We start from the raw sequence: 20528 nt of genomic DNA on the forward strand, positions 1-20528 counted from the left end.
CGGAAGTTTGTCGAAACGTAAGGATAGCTGCCTTTCTATGGGGCAGTTATCCTTTTTTGAATCTGTAGGAAAAGCTGGAGGATATAAAATGATAGATACCACTTTAACAGCCATTAGTAGCTTTTTGCTGCACCCGCTTTTTTACATAGGCATTGCTGCTTTTGCCTTTATTGGCGCTGTTCGCGTTGCGAAAGAAAGAGCTTCTTTTCATACACGGGTTTACGCCAAACGTGCTGATTTTGTCCTCAGCCTCTTGCCTGGCTTGCTTGCCGGCCTGATCGCAAGCTTCGTGCTTATTGGCTATGGCTTGACGCTGACCACTCCAGTTTTGCTGCTTGTAGCAGCGGCAAGCTTGCTATTACTACTAACTGGCCGGATGCAGCTACAATCGCCTGCTTACTACATCCCTTTAGCAGCATTTGCGCTCGCTTTGTTGCCAAGCCTTACGTTACCAACATGGCTAGACGGCGACCTTGATTCTGAAATTTTGTACCCAAGCCTATTTTTGTTTGCAGCTGTTACTCTTCTCGCCCAAGCACTACTAGTTCGCTTTAATGGGGCAGCGTTGACTTCCCCGCGCTTGGAAATCGGCAAAAGAGGGCGCTTTGTCGGCGTTCATGTCGCGAACCGCCTTTGGCTTCTCCCTCTCGTTGTTTTTATTCCAGAGGGGGTGCTTCCTGCCTTTTCCTATTGGCCGCTTATCCACATCGAGGGCATGACGTTTCAACCGCTGTTGCTCCCTGTCCTTGTCGGTTTTGGCAAGAAAATCCGTTCATTGCCAAAAGACACCGTTGCTACTGAAGCCAAGGCAATTTATCCTCTCGCAGTACTTGCCTTTGTAGGCGCTGCAGCTCTCTATTTCTTACCGGAATATTGGTTTCTGTGTTTGTGGTCTGCTTTGTTGGCGGGACTAAAACTGGCGCTTGATATCCGTTCTGCCATTGCCGAAAAAAACAAGCCTGCTTTTTTCACGGAAGAAGAAAAAGGTTGCCGTGTCGTCGGTGTTCTTCCTGGCAGCCCGGCGGAAAAAATGGGCATTGCGATTGGGGAAGAAATTGCGAAAGTAAATGGCCAACCTGTCCATAATGAACAAACGATGTATCAAGCATTGCAAATCAATCCCGTATACTGCAAGCTTGAAGTAAAAGACCTAGCAGGGGAAGCACGGTTTGTACACGGGCCTCTTTACAGCGGCGAGCACTACCAGTTAGGGGCGTTGCTCGTGCGCCAGGAAGAACAGCTAGCAGATTCCATTGTGTAGCTGTCGCTCAGGCATAAGAAACGCTTAATGGGCGAGGGAAGATGGGGAATAACGTCTGTTCATAAGAGTATAGGAATGCGACAAAAAACGTACAGTCTGAAACCCGCTCGAAGGAGGAGCGGGTTTTTTTATGATATCAGCATCGACCGTTTCGTGAAAGAACGGCTGGCCTTTTATGCGGAAGCAGCCCGCTTTTTTAAAGGTGGCAATACTTCTTTGGCATCCTGTTGCTTGGAAATCTGATAAAGGACAACCCAGATCAGCGCAAAGCCAAGCGCTTGGGGAAACGTAACGGTTTCTTCCATCGTCACCCAGGAGACAAGCAAGCCTGCCATTGGGAAACTAAGCTCGGCAATCGTAGCTACAGAAGCTTTAATTGCCTGCAAGCCCCGGTAATAGAGTAGCATCGAGACCAAGCCTGGCAAAAGTGCTGAAGCTAGTAAGTTTATGCTAATAAAGACGAGAGCTGCAGCAGAAGCTGGCTCGTTCCATGCATCTGGCGAGGTCAAAACAAGGACGCTGAGCAAGGGCAAAGCCAAGAGAAAGCGGAGCGCTGTCACTGTTTCATAGCGGCATTTTCGTAAAAGCAAACGCCCCATAACGGTGGAGCCGCCCCATAAGGCTGCTGCGCCAATGGCAAACAGGCTGCCAAGTTGAAAAACTTCACCAAACCCGCTAATTGGCAAGGAAAAGCCAAAAGTAAGCAAATAAGTACCAACAAGTGCAATTGGCACGAGATAACCAAAATGTTTTGGCCATGATTCTTTTAAAACAAAACGGGCAAGCACAATCGCGAAAATCGGCTGGAGCTTTTGCAAGAGCAACACCGAATTGATTTGACCCATTCCGTGTGTCGCTGCGTAAGTAAGCCCTTGTGTGAATAACAGCGTAGCAATAGCTGAACCGCCCCATGATATGAAAAGCAAGGCACCAATGTCGACTAACGACAAATGAGCCAAGTCGCTTCTGTATGTCCAAATAAGTGGAACGGCGATAAAAGCCAAAATAATATGTTCGATAAAGACAATTTGCAAAGACGTCATTGTTTCAAGGAGAAGGAGGCGGAAAAGAGGGTTAATGCCCCAGAAAGCTGCTCCTATTACAATGAACCAAAATGTTTTTTGTGTGTGCGGTTGTTGCATGTGATGTCAAAACCCTTTCGTTTGAATCGGCCCTTCCAAAAATCAAAACAGCCCTGAATGTGCACATCCATTCAGGGCTCTTCAAATAAGCATGGGGTACTGCCATGCTTATCCGTTGATCTTCTCCCATCCGGACTTTAACCGTCGGCTTTGGAATTCCACCAAATCAGTCCCCTTTTTGACAAGCGCAAAGGAGAGTCGCGGGCTTTTACCGCCGGCCAGGAGTTTCACCTGCCCCGAAGATACCTATTCATTATTTTTAGCATGTTAATCTTACCGTAATTGTCGGCATTCGTCCAGCGCCAAGAATCCATTACAATTGGTAATTATTTTTAGTACGTATGTTCGTCAAGTTTGTAGGTATTTGCATAAGGTTATGCTATAATGAAAAGCGAACACTTGTTTATAAAGAATGACAAAGGTGGGGCACGTCTTAAAACCGCACGTGCTAAGATTGGAACAGCCCGTGCTCGACGGCAAAGGTTTCGGCTGTCCACCCGCCTGATTTTGTTGGATAAAAATGGACTTAGGATTGAGTGACAAATAAGCTTCATCCCTCACATGTTTGGTTGTCTGCAAGTGAGGGAAGTTTTTGTATTAATAAATAAAGGAGGAAGGTAGCACTTTCGTGAGAAGGGCGATGCCGATTCATGAAAGTACCAAGTGATTATGGACCAAACGTTTCAGCTTGTATCAGAGTATTCTCCCCAAGGGGACCAGCCAAAAGCAATTGAGCAAATTGTAACAGGCATTCAAAACGGCAAAAAGCACCAAACATTGCTTGGCGCTACTGGAACGGGTAAGACGTTTACGATGTCAAATGTGATCCAAGCCGTTAATAAGCCGACGCTTGTGATGGCTCATAATAAAACGCTTGCCGGGCAATTGTATAGCGAATTTAAACAGTTGTTTCCCAATAACGCAGTTGAATATTTTGTCAGTTACTATGATTATTACCAACCAGAGGCTTACGTCCCGTCTTCAGACACGTTTATTGAAAAAGATGCAAGCATAAACGACGAGATTGATAAGCTTAGGCATTCGGCGACAAGTGCCTTATTTGAACGAAGAGACGTCATTATTATCGCCAGCGTCTCTTGTATTTACGGTTTAGGTTCACCAGAAGAATACCGGGACTTAGTGCTGTCCATTCGCACAGGCATGGAAATGGACAGGAACAGCCTGTTGCGGAAATTGGTTGACATCCAGTATGACCGCAACGACATGAATTTTGTTCGTGGTACATTCCGAGTCCGTGGCGATGTCGTCGAAATTTTTCCTGCTTCAAGGGACGAACAGTGCATGCGTGTTGAATTTTTCGGCGACGAGATAGAGCGGATCACAGAAGTGGACGCCCTCACTGGAGAAATAAAAGGCGAGCGTCACCATGTCTCTATCTTTCCGGCTTCCCACTTTGTGACCCGTGAAGAAAAAATGAAAAAAGCGATTGCCAATATCGAAGTGGAACTAGAAGAAAGGCTTTCCGTTTTGCGCAAGGAAGAGAAGCTGTTGGAAGCGCAGCGTTTAGAGCAGCGCACCCGTTACGATTTAGAAATGATGGCGGAAATGGGCTTTTGTTCAGGGATTGAAAACTATTCTCGCCATTTGACGCTTCGGGAAGCGGGAGCAACTCCGTATACATTGTTGGACTTTTTTCCGAAAGACTTTTTGCTTATTGTCGATGAGTCTCACGTTACCATTCCCCAAGTGCGAGGTATGTACAATGGCGACAGAGCCCGGAAAGAAATTCTTGTCAATCACGGCTTCCGTTTGCCTTCAGCCCTTGATAACCGGCCGTTAAAATTCGAGGAGTTTGAAGAGAAAGTTGGCCAGGCCGTCTATGTATCAGCCACTCCAGGACCGTACGAACTGGAACACACGCCTGAAATGGTCGAGCAGATTATCCGTCCGACTGGTTTGCTAGATCCTATAGTAGAAGTCCGCCCGATTGAAGGGCAAATCGATGACTTAATCGGCCAAATCCATGACCAAATCGCCAAGGACGAGCGTGTGTTAGTAACAACGCTTACGAAAAAGATGGCGGAAGACTTAACTGATTATCTAAAGGAAATCGGTATTAAAGTCCGTTATCTCCACTCGGAAGTCAAAACGCTAGAACGGCTAGAAATTATCCGCCAACTGCGCCTTGGGACATTTGATGTTCTTATCGGCATAAACTTACTGCGGGAAGGCATTGACATTCCAGAAGTGTCGCTTGTGGCCATTCTTGATGCGGATAAGGAAGGATTTTTACGAGCAGAACGTTCGTTGATTCAAACGATTGGCCGGGCTGCGCGAAATGCGAATGGCCGTGTCATTATGTATGCCGATAAAATGACCCACTCAATGGAAGTGGCGATCAACGAAACGAAACGGCGCCGTCAAATCCAGCAGGCATACAATGAACAGCATGGCATTACGCCGCAAACGATTCAAAAACGGATACCAGAAGTCGTGCAAGCAACGTATGCAGCGGAAGAGACCGGCGATTACAAAGCTTCGTCGACACCATCGAAAAAACTAGGCAAAAAAGAACGCCAAGCAACGATTGAGCGTGTAGAAGCGGAAATGAAACAGGCCGCTAAAGAGTTGAACTTTGAACGAGCCGCTGAATTGCGCGATGTGTTGTTAGAATTAAAAGCGGAAGGATGACACGAATAAATGGCACATGAACAGATTGTCGTTAAAGGGGCACGATCCAACAACCTAAAAAACATGGATGTAACGATTCCGAGGGATAAGCTTGTCGTGTTAACAGGCCTCTCTGGTTCTGGCAAGTCATCGCTCGCATTTGATACCATTTACGCAGAAGGGCAGCGGCGTTATGTGGAGTCGCTGTCCGCTTACGCCCGTCAATTTCTGGGACAAATGGATAAGCCAGATGTTGACTCGATCGAAGGGCTGTCTCCGGCGATTTCGATCGATCAAAAGACAACAAGCCGCAACCCTCGTTCTACAGTTGGAACGGTAACAGAAATCCACGACTACTTGCGGCTATTGTATGCCCGAATTGGTCGGCCCATCTGCCCTCGTCACGGCATTGAAATTTCTTCGCAGACGATTGAGCAAATGGTGGATCGCCTCCTTGAATATCCAGAGCGTACTAAAATGCAAATTCTTGCGCCACTTGTATCAGGGCGTAAAGGCACGCACGTAAAGACGCTAGAACAGATTAAGAAAGACGGGTATGTCCGTATCCGCGTCGATGGAGAAATGCGAGAAGCATCCGAAGAAATCGAGCTAGATAAAAACAAAAAACATACGATCGAGGTAGTGATTGACCGGATTGTGATAAAAGAGGGCGTCCAAGCGCGAATTGCGGACTCCCTGGAAACCGCTTTGACGCTTGCTGGCGGCAGAGTGCTTGTCGATGTCATCGGCGAAGAGGAGTTGCTGTTCAGCCAGCAGCACGCATGCCCTGAGTGCGGTTTTTCCATTCCTGAACTTGAGCCACGCTTATTTTCATTTAATAGCCCGTTCGGCGCTTGTCCGTCTTGTGATGGACTTGGTTCAAAGCAGGAAGTGGACAGCGAGCTTGTCGTCCCAGACCCAAGCCGGTCATTGCGTGAACATGCCCTTGCTCCGTGGGAACCGACAAGTTCCAATTATTATCCACAGTTATTGCAAGCGGTGTGCGATCACTTTGGCATTGATATGGACGTGCCGTTTGAAAAACTGCCAGCGGCACAGCAACAAATTTTGTTAGAGGGAAGCGGAAAGGAGAAAATCTTTTTCCGCTATGAAAACGACTTTGGCCGCGTTCATGAACATACAATTGTATTTGAAGGGGTGCTCGCCAATGTAGCCCGACGCTATCGGGAAACAAGCTCTGATTATATTCGCGAACAAATGGAAATGTACATGTCGCAGAAAAAATGCCCAACGTGCAAAGGGTATAGGTTAAAAAAGGAAGCACTTGCTGTTTTTGTTGGCGGCAAACATTTAGGCGAAGTAAGCCAAATGACATGTACAGATGCCATCCATTTTGTTAAGGCGCTTGACTTGACTGAAAAAGAACGTGCTATTGCTCGTTTGATCATAAAAGAAATCGAAGACCGTCTAGGCTTTTTAGTCAATGTCGGACTCGATTACTTAACCCTTTCCCGAGCGGCGGGGACGCTGTCTGGAGGGGAAGCGCAGCGTATTAGGCTCGCTACGCAAATCGGGTCATCGCTTATGGGTGTGCTTTACATTCTTGACGAACCTTCCATTGGCCTCCATCAGCGTGACAATGACCGTTTAATCGAGACGTTAAAACATATGCGTGACCTTGGCAACACGCTTATCGTAGTTGAACACGATGAGGATACGATGCTGGCGGCTGACCATATTATTGACATCGGCCCAGGAGCAGGGGTTCATGGTGGATATATTACTGCGCAAGGAACGCCAAAAGAACTAACGGAAAATCCCCATTCGTTGACGGGGAAGTATTTGTCAGGGGAAAAATTTATCCCTGTTCCCCGTGAAAGACGTCCTCTTACTGATCGCTCGTTTACAGTAAAAAAGGCGTCAGCCAATAACTTAAAAAACATTGATGTCACGTTCCCACTTGGCGTGTTTATCGCTGTTACAGGCGTTTCTGGCTCTGGAAAAAGCACGCTCGTCAACGAAATTGTCCACAAAGCGCTGGCGCAGCGGATTCACCGCGCCAAAGCGAAGCCAGGGCAACATAAAGAAATCATTGGCATTGATGAAATGGATAAAGTGATTGATATTGACCAATCGCCGATCGGGCGGACACCACGTTCCAACCCGGCAACATACACAAGCATGTTTGACGATATACGCGATGTGTTCGCGATGACCAATGAAGCGAAAGTCCGCGGTTATAAAAAAGGGCGTTTCAGCTTCAATGTTAAAGGTGGTCGGTGCGAAGCATGTAAGGGTGACGGAATCATCAAAATCGAAATGCACTTTTTGCCTGACGTCTACGTTCCTTGTGAAGTATGCCACGGAAAACGTTATAACCGCGAAACCCTGGAAGTGACCTATAAAGGCAAAACGATTGCTGATGTATTGGAAATGACGATCGAAGAAGGCGCTGAATTTTTTGCCAGCATTCCAAAGATTAAGCGCAAAATCCAGACGCTCATTGATGTCGGTCTCGGTTATTTAAAAATGGGCCAACCGGCGACGACGCTCTCAGGCGGGGAAGCGCAACGGGTGAAGTTGGCGTCCCAGTTGCACAAACGCTCAACAGGACGAACGCTTTATATTCTCGATGAACCGACGACTGGCCTCCATGTTGATGATATTGCCCGATTGTTAAAAGTGCTTCAACGCCTTGTCGACAATGGTGACACAGTCTTGGTTATTGAGCATAACTTAGATGTCATTAAAACGGCTGACCATATCATTGACCTTGGGCCAGAAGGGGGCAAAAACGGCGGCACTATCGTGGCTGAAGGAACGCCAGAGCACGTAGCCGAAACAAGTGCTTCTTATACAGGGGCCTATTTAAAACCTATTCTTGCTCGTGATAAAGCTAGACAAGAAGCGTTGTTTGCCGGGGCAGAGCAAAAAAGTTCATAAAAGCTGAAACATCTTGCCTAGCTGCTCCGTAATACAGTAATAGAAAGCCGATAAAGGAGCGATTGCCATGGAAGAACGTATGATGATCTTGAAAATGATTGAAGATGGGAAGGTTACAGCAGAAGAAGGGTTGCGTTTGCTTGAGGCGATCGGCAAGGACGAAGCCGATTCAGCAAAACAGGATTCTCATCAAGGCGGGCGTGACAGAGACACGCGGGAAGAGTCGCCTCTTTCAAAGTTGAGTGGTTTTTTTGAGACAGCGATTCAAAAAGTGAAAGAGGGCGACTTGGACTTTAATTTTGGAACAGTGACAGAAATTGACCACGTCTTCCAACAGCAAAACATTTCGCCTCGTTCTTTGAAAGTATCATTAGAAAACGGATCAGTTGACGTCGTTCCTTGGGATAAACAAGATGTGCGCTTGGAGTGCCAAGTGAAAGTGTATCGTGTACGTGATACCGAGCAAGCAAAAGATTTCTTCCTAAAAGAATCTGTATTCTCGGCTACAGATGAAACGTTGTTATTTGAAACAAAGACGAAATCGATGAAAGTGTTGGCGACATTGTATGTGCCCCAATCCTCTTACGGGCGTATTAAGCTTTATACGTTTAATGGCGCTTTGAAAGGGGAAGACCTAAAGGCGGATACATTTGAAGCCAACACAACAAACGGTTCGATTAAAACCACAAATATTGAATCGAAAAAAGCGAGCATGGAGACGGTCAACGGCAGCATATCTTGCGAGCAAAGCCAATTGCAACTGCTTGATGCTAAAACATTGAATGGGTCGGTTAAAGTATCTGGATCGATCCAAGACGCAGACGTAGAAACGGTCAATGGCTCGATCACTTATGAGATGGAAGCGTCGACTGATGCAGGCTATGTTGATTTAAAAACAACAACAGGAAGTGTAAAATTGCTTGTTTCCCCTGCTGTACGCATTGAAGCCAAGCTGAAATCAAATGTTGGCTCAATCAATAACCGTTTGGCTGATGTTGAGATTCTCGATGAGAAAAAAGAATTTGCGCAGCGCTACATGCAGTTGACTGGCAACCAGGCGCAAGAAAAGCGGGTCAAAGTCCATGCTGTAGCGAATACTGGCAGCATTACCATACAAGATAAAGACAGTTAAAGGGAATGCCAATGAAAGGAATGGGAAGTATGAAGCGCCTTACAAGGTCTCAAGATAAACGGCTACTTGCAGGCGTCTGTGCCGGGATTGCCGACTATTTGAATATTGATCCGACGATTGTACGGCTTATTACGGTCATTTTAGCAATCCCAACATCGGTTTTTCCAATGGTGCTTGTCTATATAGTGGCAATGTTGCTTATGCCGATAGAGGAGAATGGTTAAAATGAGATGGCTTCTCGGTTTAGTCTTGAACGCTCTCGTGTTATGGATGCTCTCACAACTGTTTTCTGGCTTTTACTTGTCTAGCTTTTTCGCTGCACTAGTAGCAGCGTTTCTCCTGAACATTTTAAATTGGACAGTCAAGCCGATTTTAACAGTATTAACGTTGCCGATCACGATTTTGACACTAGGGCTGTTCTTGTTTGTCATTAGTGCAGTAACGCTCATGCTGACATCGATCTTGATGGGCAGCGCTTTCGAAATCAGCGGTTTCGGCACGGCATTGCTTGCAGCCATTATCATTGCCCTGTTCCAAACATTTCTCATTAACCCAATCAAAAACAACTAACAGGCCGCGAATGCGGCCTGTTGAGGTTGTCGACAAAGTCGATAACTGCTACTCAGACTGATAGAAAACGCTTGTCAGACGAGGAGTGCAGGCGAGGGAAGATGCGAATAGAACGGGGGTTCATGAGCATATGACCGAGGCAAACGACGAAGTATGCGAGCGTTTGCCTACAGTCTGAACAGGCCGCGAATGCGGCCAGTTTTTTTATAACCTTTTTTAGGCGTCTGGCGCAAATCATGCTACAATAGCTCTAGCACGATTCGCTCTTGTAAGTGGACAAATGAGGTGAAAGAAAATGGCAAAAGTCACAGCAAATGATTTGTTAGAGAAATTTCAATTTGAACTTTTAGCTGGCGAAGAAGGAATATACCGGCCGATTACAACAAGCGACATTTCTAGGCCAGGAATAGAAATGGCTGGCTTTTTTACATATTATCCAGCCCGTCGCCTCCAGCTCATTGGACGGACGGAGCTTTCTTTTTTGAAGTCGCTCTCCGACCAAGAAAAGGAAGAACGGATGACCAAATTGTGCACGTATGACACGCCAGGCATTATTCTTTCACGTGGTCTGGAAGCGCCTGAACAACTTATTGCCGCTGCCGATAAACGTGGAGTGCCTGTTTTGCGTTCGACATTAACGACAACGCAACTGAGCAGTCGAGTCACCAATTTCTTGGAAAGCGAATTGGCGCCTGTGACCGCTGTCCATGGCGTGCTTGTTGACATTTATGGCATTGGCGTGCTGATTACAGGCGGAAGCGGCGTTGGCAAAAGCGAGACTGCACTTGATTTGGTTCGCCGCGGCCACCGCCTTGTCGCCGATGATTCAGTTGAAATCCGCCAGCAAAATGAAGATACGTTAGTCGGATATCCGCCGCCGCTTTTGCAACATTTGCTGGAAATCCGCGGGCTTGGCATCATTAATGTCATGACGTTATTTGGGGCAGGGGCGGTTCGCCCGTTTAAACGGATTAGCCTTTGTATGAATTTAGAGCTTTGGGACCAAAACAAAGCGTATGACCGTCTTGGGCTCGAGGAAGACAAAATGAAAATTTTTGATACGGAAATTACCAAAATGACCGTCCCTGTTCGTCCAGGGCGAAATTTAGCTGTTATTATTGAGGTGGCTGCAATGAATTTCCGCCTGAAACGATTAGGCTTTAATGCAGCACAAGAATTTTCGGAACGTTTGACACAAGTGATTGAGCATGGGGAAAATGAATTTTAAAGACAGGGGAGACGAACGGAATGGAAGAACAAATTGAACCGATTGACCGCGTTTTTGTCCAGCTTGGGCCAATCGCGATTTATTGGTATGCCGTCCTCATTTTGCTTGGAGTCGCCGTCGGTTATTTAATGGCACGGCGCGAGTCGGTTAAGCGAGGACTGCCGCAGGAGACGTTTGCTGATTTGCTAGTCTGGGCGTTGCCGATTTCCATTCTATCGGCTCGTGCATACTATGTTATTTTTCGGTGGGAGCAGTTTGCTGATAATCCAATTAGTGTTTTTTATTTGCGTGAAGGCGGAATCGCGATTCATGGTGCTTTAATTGGTGCGGTTGTCACAGCGATTGTGTTTGCCAAAAAACGTGGATTGTCGTTTTGGAAACTTGCCGATGTGGCTGCGCCTAGCATTTTGATTGGCCAAGCGATTGGCCGCTGGGGCAATTTTGTCAATCAAGAAGTATACGGGGCGGAAGTCACAAGGGAATTTCTTGAGGGAATGTTTTTGCCTGATTGGATTATTAATCAAATGTATATTAATGGGACGTACTATCAACCGACATTTTTATACGAATCGCTTTGGAACGTGCTAGGAGTAGTCGTGCTATTGCTGCTTCGCAAAGCAAACTTGCGCCAAGGCGAACTATTCTTATCGTATGTAATTTGGTATTCGGTTGGACGTTTTGTGATCGAGGGCATGCGGTTAGACTATTTATTAATTGGCGATACGCTTCGCACGGCGCAGATTTTGTCGATCGTGTTAGTCGTGACATCGATTGCCCTTTGGGTATACAGGCGCCTTTGGGTAAAACCACCGCGGTACTTGAATCCAGACGCAGCTACCAAACAGAGAAAATAGAGAGGGAAGATATGGATGGGAATGGTGAAACGAGGCTTGCTGTCCGGCCTGTCAACAACATGGACGCTCGGGAAAATCATTTTTCCGGTTACGCTTATTGTTACTTTGCTAGGCTATACGCCTCTACTCGACTGGCTCGCTAAGCTGATCGCCCCTTTAATGGGCTTGATTGGTTTGCCTGGAGAAGCGGCAATTCCTTTAGTTATTGGCAATGTACTTAACTTATACGCAGGCATCGGCGCAATTTTGACATTTGACTTTACTGTAAAAGAAGTATTTATTTTAGCGATTATGCTTTCTTTTTCACACAATCTTATTATCGAATCTGCGGTTGCGACAAAGGTAGGCGTCCGCGTATCGGTTATTGTGGCGGTGCGGATTTTTCTAGCCGTGGCCGCAGCCTTTATCATCAATCTTGTCTGGAGTGGCGGGAGCGAACAAGCGGTCTATGGGCTTGCTTCAGCTCAAGCGCCTCAAGCAACTGGGGTTGTGGGAATGGTAGCCGATGGTTTATGGACTGCCTTTTTAGGTGTTGTGCAATTAGCGGCTATTGTCATTCCCCTTATGCTTGTGGTCCAAATTATGCGTGAGCGCAACTGGCTTGCCGTTATTTCGAAAAGTTTAGCGCCGCTGACGCGATTGATTGGTGTCGGGGAAAACACGGCTGTTACACTCGCTTCTGGGTTAACCATTGGCTTAGCATACGGAGCTGGCGTGATGATCGATGCGGTCAAAGAAGACCGTGTAAAGAAAAAAGATTTGTATGTGGTGTTTATTTTTCTCGTTGCTTGCCATGCCGTTGTCGAGGATACGCTTGTGTTTCTCGTTCTTGGCATTCAAGTGTGGCCATTGCTTGTTATACGCCTTTTGACAGCACTGTTGTTAACAATAGTGATTTCCCGTCTCTGGACACAGCTTGAGAAGAGGAAACAAGGGAACTTCGGAAAGGATGCTGTTTATGACCATTAATACGTTGCTATTTGATTTGGATGGGACATTAATTGATACAAATGAATTGATTATCCAATCCTTTCTCCATACATTGGAACCAGATTTTCCAGGTGTCTATACCCGGGAAACGGTGCTGCCATTTATCGGTCCACCGCTTGTAGACAGCTTTTCACGCATTGATGCTTCCCGTGCCGAAGAATGGGTCCGCACATACCGTGATTTTAACCATCAACAACATGATGCGCTTGTAAAGGAATACCCAGGTGTAAAAACAGGCATCAAGACGCTGCATAAACAAGGTTACAAGCTAGCGGTCGTAACGACTAAAATCAGGGAAACTGCGCAAATGGGCCTAGAGTTGATGGGGCTTTCCCCGTACTTTGATGTGATTGTCGCCTTGGATGATGTAAAACATGCAAAACCGCATCCCGAGCCATTATTAGAAGCTCTTAGGCAACTTGATTCAAAGCCTGAAGAAGCGATCATGGTTGGCGACAATTCACACGACGTATTGGCAGGAAAAGCAGCAGGTACGAAAACGGTTGCGGTTGGCTGGGCATTAAAAGGCGCTGAGCATTTGCGCACATTTGCGCCAGATTACATACCAGCAACAATGGAAGAGCTGGTTGAAATCGTGAATCGCCTGTGAGCAGGAAGACAGAACGTTTTCCGGTAAGCGGGTCGAACTCATTGTGGCAGCTTTACCGAACCGTTTCCTTTTGGAAAGTAGCAAAAACGTTTGCCGTTGCCCAAATAGCGCGCTTCACCCCATCGCTGCGAATGAAAAACTGGCTTTACCGCGTGTTTTTGAAGATGGAAATTGGCGACCAGACAGCCATTGCTTTAATGGTAATGGTCGATGTCATGTTTCCTGAGAGAATTAAAATTGGCGCCAACTCCATTATTGGCTACAATACAACAATTTTGGCTCATGAATATTTGATTGAAGAGTATCGACTCGGCCATGTTGTGATTGGCGACAGGGTGATGGTCGGCGCCAATTGTACGATTCTTCCAGGCGTGACGATTGGCGATGGCGCAGTAGTAGGCGCGGGGACTGTTGTCCATAAAGATGTACCCCCAGGAGCGTTTGTCGCTGGAAATCCAATGAAACAAATAAGGTAACTTCACATACAATAGCGTTAGCTATTGCACGTTCAGACTGTAGGCAAACGCTCGCATACTTCGTCGTTTGCCTCACTCATATGCTCATGAACCCACGTTCTATTCGCATCTTCCCTCGGCTGCACTCCTCGTCTGACAAGCGTTTTCTATCAGTCTGAGGGCGGTTATCGACTTTGTCGACAACCTCCACGTACAATAGCGTTAGCTATTGTACGTTTTTTTTTTGTGAATGGGCCAGTTGACTTTTCGTTAGGGCAATTGTAAACTAGAAAAAACTTTACTTCATTAGTGATTTAGCAAACTAAAGTAAAGGGCAGTTAGGAGCGAACGTTGTGTCTGAGCCTTTTATGTTTGAAAAACCTTTAGGCATGCGCGATGTGCTGCCGAATTTGCATTCAATGCAACGAAAATTAGGCGATCGTGTATTGCAAGAGTTTCGGTTATGGGGATACGAGCAAGTACAAACGCCGACGCTAGAATATTATGAAACAGTCGGGAAAGCGTCTGCTATTTCAGATAAGCAGTTATTCAAATTAATAGATTTTCATGGAAATACGCTCGTTTTGCGCCCTGATATGACGGCGCCAATTGCTCGGCTCGTTTCTTCAAGTATGAAAGACATCCCTTATCCACTTAGGCTATCGTACTGTTCAAGCCTTTATCGAGCTTTGCAAACGGAAGGCGGGCGTCCTGCCGAATTTGCACAAGTTGGTGTTGAGCTTGTTGGTGATCATACCGCTAGCGCTGACGGGGAAATGTTGCTGTTGTTGAACAGAGCCCTTATTCAAGCAGGTCTTGACCATTTTCAAGTTGCCGTCGGACATATCGGTTTTTTAAATGCGTTATTTTTAGAAATTGTTGGCACCGAAGAACGGGCCGAGCTGTTGCGGAGGCAACTCTATGAAAAGAACGATGTTGGTTTCAAAGAGCAAGTAAAGGCATTTGGGCTATCGTCGATTGATGAAAAGAAGCTGTTAAAACTAAGCCGGTTGCGCGGCAATGAAGCGATTCTTGCTGAAGCGGAGGAGCTAACCGAATCACCAGAAGGCAAACAGGCTGTGGCAGAGCTGCGAGACCTTTGGCAAGGTCTGAAAGAGGGAGGGCTTACCCGTTATATGAAGCTTGACTTAAGCCTTGTCCTCCATATGAGCTATTATACAGGCTGCATTTTTGAAGTTTACCATGACCGCCTCCCTCATCCCCTTGGCGGTGGCGGACGCTATGACCATTTGCTTGCCAAGTTTGGCCGTCCTGGTCCTGCCACTGGCTTCGGTTTACGTTTGGATTTGCTTGCAGAAGCAGTAGGCAAACTCGAAGCACAGCCGAAAAAACGCTGCTTGCTTTATAGCAGGGAACGGCGCCAAGAAGCCTATCGAAAAGCGACTGCGCTTCGGGAAAAGGGGATGCAAGTCGTCTTACAAGATGTGGCAGGCGTTGACGACATTGATAAAATGTCCGCTAGTTATGAAGAAATTGTTTATTTAATCGGCAAAACAGAGGAGGGCAAGCGATGACACTGACAATGGCGATGCCGAAGGGGCGGATTTTTGAGGAGGCTGTTCAGCTGCTCCGTTCGGCTGGCTATGACTTGCCAAGTTCCTTTGAGCAATCGCGCAAACTCATTATCGATGTGCCGAATGAATCGCTCCGTTTTATCTTAGCGAAGCCGATGGATGTTCCTACTTATGTGGAACACGGTGTTGCTGACGTCGGTGTTGCCGGCAAGGATGTCATGTTGGAGGAAAAGCGTGACGTCCATGAGGTGCTCGACTTGAACATTAGCGCTTGTCATTTGGCGGTGGCGGCGCTGCCGACGTACCAACGAGGCGAATTAAATCCAAAAGTAGCGTCAAAATACCCGAACGTGGCGTCGCAGTTTTTTAAAGAACAAGGGGAACAAGTCGAAATTATTAAATTAAATGGCTCAATCGAGTTAGCGCCGATCATGGGACTTGCCGGCAGAATTGTCGACATCGTTTCAACGGGACAAACGCTGAAAGAAAATGGCTTAGTCGAATTGGAACAAATTAGACAAATCACATCGCGCTTTATTGTCAATCCTGCTAGCTACCGGATGCGCGCAGGTGAAATTCATGATATGGTTGAGCGTTTGGCGGCCGTTATAGAGGGGGATGGCAGTGAAGATCATTGAGCTAAAAGAAGGAGAGGCAGTTTCCTTAAAGCGCAGCGGCCTCCATGGAAGCGAAGCCGAAATCGCCACTGTGAACACGATCATTGACACGGTAAAAAAGGAAGGCGATCAAGCGTTAGTCCATTACACGCAACAATTTGACGGAGTGGAACTAACAGACTTGTTTGTCACAAAGGCAGAATTGGACAATGCTTACCGCCACATTGATCAACCTGTTTTGGCAGCGATTCGCCAAGCAATTGCCAATGTCCGTGCCTTTCACGAACAACAAAAAGGGAAGTCGTGGTTTCAAACAGCCCCTGATGGCACGATTTTAGGGCAGCGTGTCACACCCCTTGATGCAGTAGGCGTTTATGTACCTGGAGGAAAAGCGGCTTACCCGTCTTCGATTATTATGAATGTAGTACCTGCTCAAGTAGCAGGTGTAAAGGAAATTTCAATGGTTTCCCCAGCTGGCAAAAACGGTTCCCTTCCGCCAGCTGTTCTCGCGACAGCGGCTGAACTTGGCGTCCATACGATTTATAAGCTTGGGGGAGCGCAAGCAGTGGCTGCTTTGGCGTATGGCACGGAAACGGTGCGTCCAGTTGATAAAATTACAGGGCCAGGCAACAAATATGTGGCCCTTGCCAAAAGAGCGGTTTTTGGCGATGTCGCCATTGACATGATTGCTGGGCCAAGTGAAATTTGCGTATTAGCCGATGAAAAAGCGAACCCTGCCTATGTAGCAGCAGACCTTCTTTCCCAAGCGGAGCACGATGAGGATGCGTCAGCCGTGTTAGTCACTCCTTCTAGGGAACTGGCCGAAGCGGTCCAACAAGAAACAGCACGGCAACTGGCTACTCTTCCGAGAAAAGAGATAGCAGGGCGAGCATTAGACCAGTTTGGCACTTTGTATGTGACTGCCTCGCTGGCACAAGCAATTGAAGTCGTCAACCAATTGGCGCCTGAGCATTTGGAAATTGCCACGGAAGAGCCCCTTGCATTGCTTGGTCGCGTCAAACATGCGGGAGCGATTTTTCTTGGTTCGTACAGTGCCGAACCAGTCGGTGATTATTTTGCTGGCCCAAACCATGTACTGCCGACAAACGGAACAGCCCGCTTTGCCAGCCCGCTATCAGTAGATGATTTCGTCAAAAAATCAAGCATTATTTCCTACAGCAAAACGGCGCTAGCTGAGAACGGAAAAGCGATCACGGAATTGGCGCGCCTAGAAGGGCTTGAAGCGCATGCACGCGCGATAGACATTCGATTGGAGGACATGTGATGGCTCGTAGCTATGAATTAACAAGGACGACAGGAGAAACGGACATTTCGTTGCGACTCAACCTCGACGGCGAAGGAAAAGCAGATATCGAAACAGGCGTGCCTTTTATGGAGCATATGCTCGATTTGTTTGCGAAACATGGCCAATTTGATTTGTCTGTCAAAGCCAGTGGCGATATTGAAGTCGATGCTCACCATACGACTGAAGATCTTGGCATTTGCATCGGTCAAGCTGTAAAAGAAGCACTTGGAACGAAGGAGGGCATTAAACGTTATGGAAACGCGTTTGTGCCGATGGATGAGACGCTTGCCCAAGTGGTTGTCGATTTGAGCAACAGGCCCCATTTGGAATTTAGGGCTGACTTTCCGAGCGAGAAAGTCGGCACATTTGATACCGAACTTGTCCATGAATTTTTTTGGAAATTGGCGTTAGAAGCGCGCATGAATCTCCATATAATCGTCCACTACGGACACAATACACACCATATCATTGAAGCGATCTTTAAAGCATGCGCCCGTGCTTTGGATGAAGCAACGGCAATTGATCCACGAATTAAAGGAATATTATCAACGAAGGGGCTGCTTTAATGATTGGCATCATTGACTATGGGATGGGCAACCTCCATTCGGTCTCTAAAGCGCTTGAAAGGTTAGCGATCCCCTATTTTATTAGCAGCAATGGGGAAGAATTGGCAAAGGCCAAGGCGTTGATCCTCCCTGGGGTCGGCGCTTTTCCTGACGCAATGGATATTCTTACACAAACAAACGTCCAGCCTTTTTTAGACAACTGGGTAGCGGAAAACAAACCATTACTCGGCATTTGCCTTGGGATGCAACTATTGTTTGAGTCAAGCACGGAACATCAACCAACAGCAGGCCTTGGTTACTTGCCTGGACGCGTCGAACGTTTTTCTGGAACGACGGCAGAGGGGCACGCCTACAAAGTGCCGCATATGGGATGGAATAAGCTTGAATTCCATAGGCCCACACCACTAACAGAAGGTGTTCCTGAAGGCTACGTATATTTTGTCCATTCCTATGTCGTCCGTACAGAAACGGACATCATCGTTGCAAGCAGTGATTATTACCAAAGTGTCCCTGCTATTGTGCAAAAAGGGCAAGTGTATGGCATGCAGTTCCATCCCGAAAAAAGCAGCACTGTCGGCATGGCACTGCTGAAACGCTTTGGCCAACTAGTGGAGGGAAATTGAGATGAGCTATACGATCTATCCGGCAATTGACATCCGTGCTGGAAAATGCGTGCGCCTCGAACAAGGCGATTACAACAAAGAGACAATATATGGAGAATCGCCTTATACAATGGCGAAATCATTTCAAGACGCAGGCGCGAAGTGGGTACACGTCGTTGATCTAGACGGGGCAAAAGCCAAAAGGCCTGTGAACGATGAAGCGATTTTGACGATCGCCCAAAAATTAGACGTCCCCGTTCAAGTGGGGGGAGGAATTCGCACCGAACAAGATATTGACCACTATATAAACGGAGGCGTCGCCCGTGTCGTCCTTGGCAGTGTGGCGGTTTACCAGCCTGATTTTACGAAACAAATGCTTGCCAAGTATGGAGAACAAATTGCGATCGGGATTGATGCTCGTGATGGATATGTAGCTACAGAAGGATGGCTTGAAACGTCACACGTCAAAGCGGAAGACCTTGCTGCTGAAATGGCCCGCTTTGGCGCCAAAACGTTCATTTTTACCGATATTGCCCGTGACGGCATGCTTACTGGACCGAATATCGAAGCGTGCGTTGCTCTTTCCAAGGCAGCGAATGCCAATGTGATTGCCTCTGGAGGGGTAAGCAGCATTGCCGATTTGGCACAATTGCGAGCTGCTTCCCTTGCTGGGGCTATTGTCGGCAAAGCGCTGTACACGAAGCGGTTCACTTTAGAGGAAGCGTTGGCGGAAGGAGAGTTGTAATGCTAGCAAAACGAATTATTCCATGCCTAGACGTGAAAGAAGGCCGTGTGGTGAAAGGGACGCAATTTCTCTCCTTGCGCGATGCTGGCGATCCAGTCGAACTCGCTGCTTTTTACGACAAAGAAGGCGCAGACGAGCTTGTGTTTCTTGATATTTCTGCTTCCCATGAAGGGCGGGAAACAATGGTCGATGTGGTCCGCGAAGTCGCTGCGACGCTAGCAATTCCTTTTACCGTTGGCGGAGGCATTAACACACTCGCTGACATACGCCGCATTTTGCGCGCCGGCGCAGACAAAGTGTCCATTAACACAGCCGCCCTGCTTCGTCCAGCGTTTATTCGCGAAGGCGCCGATTATTTTGGCTCACAATGCATCGTTGTCGCCATTGATGCGAAATTTGATAAGGCGCTTGGCACGTGGCGCGTGTACACACATGGTGGCCGCAAACAGACTGACTGGTTAGCGACCGATTGGGCCAAGGAGGCTGTCCGCTTAGGGGCCGGCGAACTGCTCGTAACTAGCATGGATCAAGATGGAGCGAAGACAGGGTTTGATTTGTCGTTGTTAAAAGCGATCAATGAAGTAGTGACAGTGCCCGTGATTGCCTCTGGTGGAGCAGGAGCGGCAAGCGACTTTGTTGATGTGTTCAAACACAATTACGCAGATGCAGCCCTTGCGGCATCGATTTTCCATTACAAAGAAACGTCAATTCAAGAAGTAAAAGCCCGTTTACGGGAAGAAGGTGAGTGCATCCGATGAAACCAATCCGCTTTGATAAAGACGGGCTCGTCCCAGCAATCGTCCAAGATGCAAATAGCAAAGCGGTGCTAACGCTTGCTTATATGAATGAAGAATCGCTGCAAAAGACAATGGAGACGAAAGAAACATGGTTTTACAGCCGGTCACGCCAACAGCTTTGGCATAAAGGAGAAACATCAGGCAATACACAACATGTTGTTGACGTCCGCTATGACTGCGACCAAGACGCTGTACTTGTACTTGTGGAACCGAAGGGGCCCGCTTGCCATACAGGGGCATACAGTTGTTTTTCACAGTCGCTAACTGGCGGTACTAGCAAGGTGGCAGGCAATCGTTTTCAAATTTTAAACGACCTTGAAGAAACGATTGCAAAGCGGGAGGCGGAAATGCCAGAAGGGGCGTATACAACATACTTGTTTACAGAAGGCGTCGATAAAATATTGAAAAAAGTCGGCGAAGAGGCAGGAGAAGTAATCATTGCCGCAAAAAACCGCGACCCCGAAGAGCTACGTTGGGAAGTAGCCGACTTGTTTTACCACGTCCTTGTTCTCTTACAGGAACAAAAGCTTCCTTTGGATAAAGTACTGGAAACGTTGGAAGCGCGCCATCAATCATAAGAGCA

At 47.2% G+C, this 20528-nt stretch carries 20 protein-coding genes and 1 riboswitch; of the genes, 19 read left to right on the forward strand and 1 reads right to left on the reverse strand.

From position 1 onward, the window contains the following. Window positions 1-88: 88 nt before the first annotated feature. Window positions 89-1261: a PDZ domain-containing protein gene (locus BC8716_RS12545; protein ID WP_094426145.1), complete on the forward strand. Its 1173-nt coding sequence runs from the start codon at window positions 89-91 to the stop codon at window positions 1259-1261. A gap of 173 nt (window positions 1262-1434) precedes the next feature. Here BC8716_RS12545 and BC8716_RS12550 read toward each other — a convergent pair whose 3' ends face one another. Then, window positions 1435-2403 carry a DMT family transporter gene (locus BC8716_RS12550; RefSeq protein WP_094426147.1) on the reverse strand — a complete coding sequence of 323 codons (969 nt, stop codon included), beginning with the start codon at window positions 2401-2403 and terminating at the stop codon, window positions 1435-1437. 114 nt (window positions 2404-2517) lie between these two features. Then, window positions 2518-2651: riboswitch (FMN riboswitch) on the reverse strand. 421 nt (window positions 2652-3072) lie between these two features. Here BC8716_RS12550 and uvrB point away from each other — a divergent pair. From uvrB to hisIE, 18 genes are all read left to right on the forward strand, one after another. Further along, window positions 3073-5055 (forward strand): excinuclease ABC subunit UvrB, encoded by a 1983-nt coding sequence (gene uvrB / locus BC8716_RS12555; protein ID WP_094426149.1) that lies wholly within the window; start codon window positions 3073-3075, stop codon window positions 5053-5055. Window positions 5056-5064: 9 nt separating this feature from the next. Beyond that, on the forward strand, window positions 5065-7938 hold the full coding sequence (uvrA, locus tag BC8716_RS12560) for an excinuclease ABC subunit UvrA (RefSeq protein ID WP_094426152.1): 2874 nt from the start codon (window positions 5065-5067) through the stop codon (window positions 7936-7938). A gap of 67 nt (window positions 7939-8005) precedes the next feature. Continuing rightward, window positions 8006-9070 carry a DUF4097 family beta strand repeat-containing protein gene (locus BC8716_RS12565; RefSeq protein ID WP_094426155.1) on the forward strand — a complete coding sequence of 355 codons (1065 nt, stop codon included), beginning with the start codon at window positions 8006-8008 and terminating at the stop codon, window positions 9068-9070. Between the two features lie 11 nt (window positions 9071-9081). Then, window positions 9082-9294 (forward strand): PspC domain-containing protein, encoded by a 213-nt coding sequence (locus BC8716_RS12570; RefSeq protein WP_245850090.1) that lies wholly within the window; start codon window positions 9082-9084, stop codon window positions 9292-9294. 1 nt (window position 9295) lies between these two features. Further along, window positions 9296-9640 (forward strand): phage holin family protein, encoded by a 345-nt coding sequence (locus tag BC8716_RS12575; RefSeq protein ID WP_094426159.1) that lies wholly within the window; start codon window positions 9296-9298, stop codon window positions 9638-9640. A 295-nt stretch (window positions 9641-9935) separates the two neighbouring features. Then, window positions 9936-10868, forward strand: a complete 933-nt coding sequence (gene hprK / locus BC8716_RS12580) for an HPr(Ser) kinase/phosphatase (protein ID WP_062746376.1) — start codon at window positions 9936-9938, stop codon at window positions 10866-10868. A gap of 20 nt (window positions 10869-10888) precedes the next feature. Next, window positions 10889-11722: a prolipoprotein diacylglyceryl transferase gene (lgt, locus tag BC8716_RS12585; RefSeq protein ID WP_094426161.1), complete on the forward strand. Its 834-nt coding sequence runs from the start codon at window positions 10889-10891 to the stop codon at window positions 11720-11722. Window positions 11723-11737: 15 nt separating this feature from the next. After that, window positions 11738-12691 carry a nucleoside recognition domain-containing protein gene (locus BC8716_RS12590; RefSeq protein WP_094426163.1) on the forward strand — a complete coding sequence of 318 codons (954 nt, stop codon included), beginning with the start codon at window positions 11738-11740 and terminating at the stop codon, window positions 12689-12691. Then, complete coding sequence (gene ppaX / locus BC8716_RS12595; protein ID WP_094426165.1) at window positions 12681-13322, forward strand: pyrophosphatase PpaX; 642 nt, start codon at window positions 12681-12683, stop codon at window positions 13320-13322. Before BC8716_RS12590 ends, ppaX begins: the two co-directional genes overlap by 11 nt. Continuing rightward, window positions 13319-13798, forward strand: coding sequence for an acyltransferase (locus BC8716_RS12600; protein ID WP_094426167.1), 480 nt, complete (start codon window positions 13319-13321; stop codon window positions 13796-13798). Before ppaX ends, BC8716_RS12600 begins: the two co-directional genes overlap by 4 nt. A gap of 332 nt (window positions 13799-14130) precedes the next feature. Continuing rightward, entirely contained in the window at window positions 14131-15312 is a 1182-nt protein-coding gene (locus BC8716_RS12605; RefSeq protein WP_094426169.1) for an ATP phosphoribosyltransferase regulatory subunit, read from the forward strand. Continuing rightward, window positions 15309-15950 carry an ATP phosphoribosyltransferase gene (gene hisG, locus BC8716_RS12610; protein WP_094426170.1) on the forward strand — a complete coding sequence of 214 codons (642 nt, stop codon included), beginning with the start codon at window positions 15309-15311 and terminating at the stop codon, window positions 15948-15950. The genes BC8716_RS12605 and hisG overlap by 4 nt, the downstream gene beginning before the upstream one ends. Continuing rightward, window positions 15937-17214, forward strand: coding sequence for a histidinol dehydrogenase (gene hisD, locus BC8716_RS12615; RefSeq protein ID WP_094426172.1), 1278 nt, complete (start codon window positions 15937-15939; stop codon window positions 17212-17214). Before hisG ends, hisD begins: the two co-directional genes overlap by 14 nt. Further along, entirely contained in the window at window positions 17214-17801 is a 588-nt protein-coding gene (gene hisB, locus BC8716_RS12620) for an imidazoleglycerol-phosphate dehydratase HisB (protein WP_094426175.1), read from the forward strand. Before hisD ends, hisB begins: the two co-directional genes overlap by 1 nt. Further along, window positions 17801-18424 (forward strand): imidazole glycerol phosphate synthase subunit HisH, encoded by a 624-nt coding sequence (hisH, locus tag BC8716_RS12625; protein ID WP_094426177.1) that lies wholly within the window; start codon window positions 17801-17803, stop codon window positions 18422-18424. Before hisB ends, hisH begins: the two co-directional genes overlap by 1 nt. A 1-nt stretch (window position 18425) precedes the next feature. Next, window positions 18426-19148 carry a 1-(5-phosphoribosyl)-5-[(5-phosphoribosylamino)methylideneamino]imidazole-4-carboxamide isomerase gene (hisA, locus tag BC8716_RS12630; RefSeq protein ID WP_094426180.1) on the forward strand — a complete coding sequence of 241 codons (723 nt, stop codon included), beginning with the start codon at window positions 18426-18428 and terminating at the stop codon, window positions 19146-19148. After that, on the forward strand, window positions 19148-19906 hold the full coding sequence (hisF, locus tag BC8716_RS12635) for an imidazole glycerol phosphate synthase subunit HisF (RefSeq protein WP_094426182.1): 759 nt from the start codon (window positions 19148-19150) through the stop codon (window positions 19904-19906). The genes hisA and hisF overlap by 1 nt, the downstream gene beginning before the upstream one ends. Then, entirely contained in the window at window positions 19903-20523 is a 621-nt protein-coding gene (gene hisIE, locus BC8716_RS12640; RefSeq protein WP_094426184.1) for a bifunctional phosphoribosyl-AMP cyclohydrolase/phosphoribosyl-ATP diphosphatase HisIE, read from the forward strand. Before hisF ends, hisIE begins: the two co-directional genes overlap by 4 nt. The last annotated feature ends 5 nt before the right edge of the window (window positions 20524-20528 follow it).

Origin of the sequence: Shouchella clausii (assembly GCF_002250115.1) — a bacterium.
GTDB classification, from domain to species: Bacteria; Bacillota; Bacilli; order Bacillales; family Bacillaceae_D; genus Shouchella; species Shouchella clausii.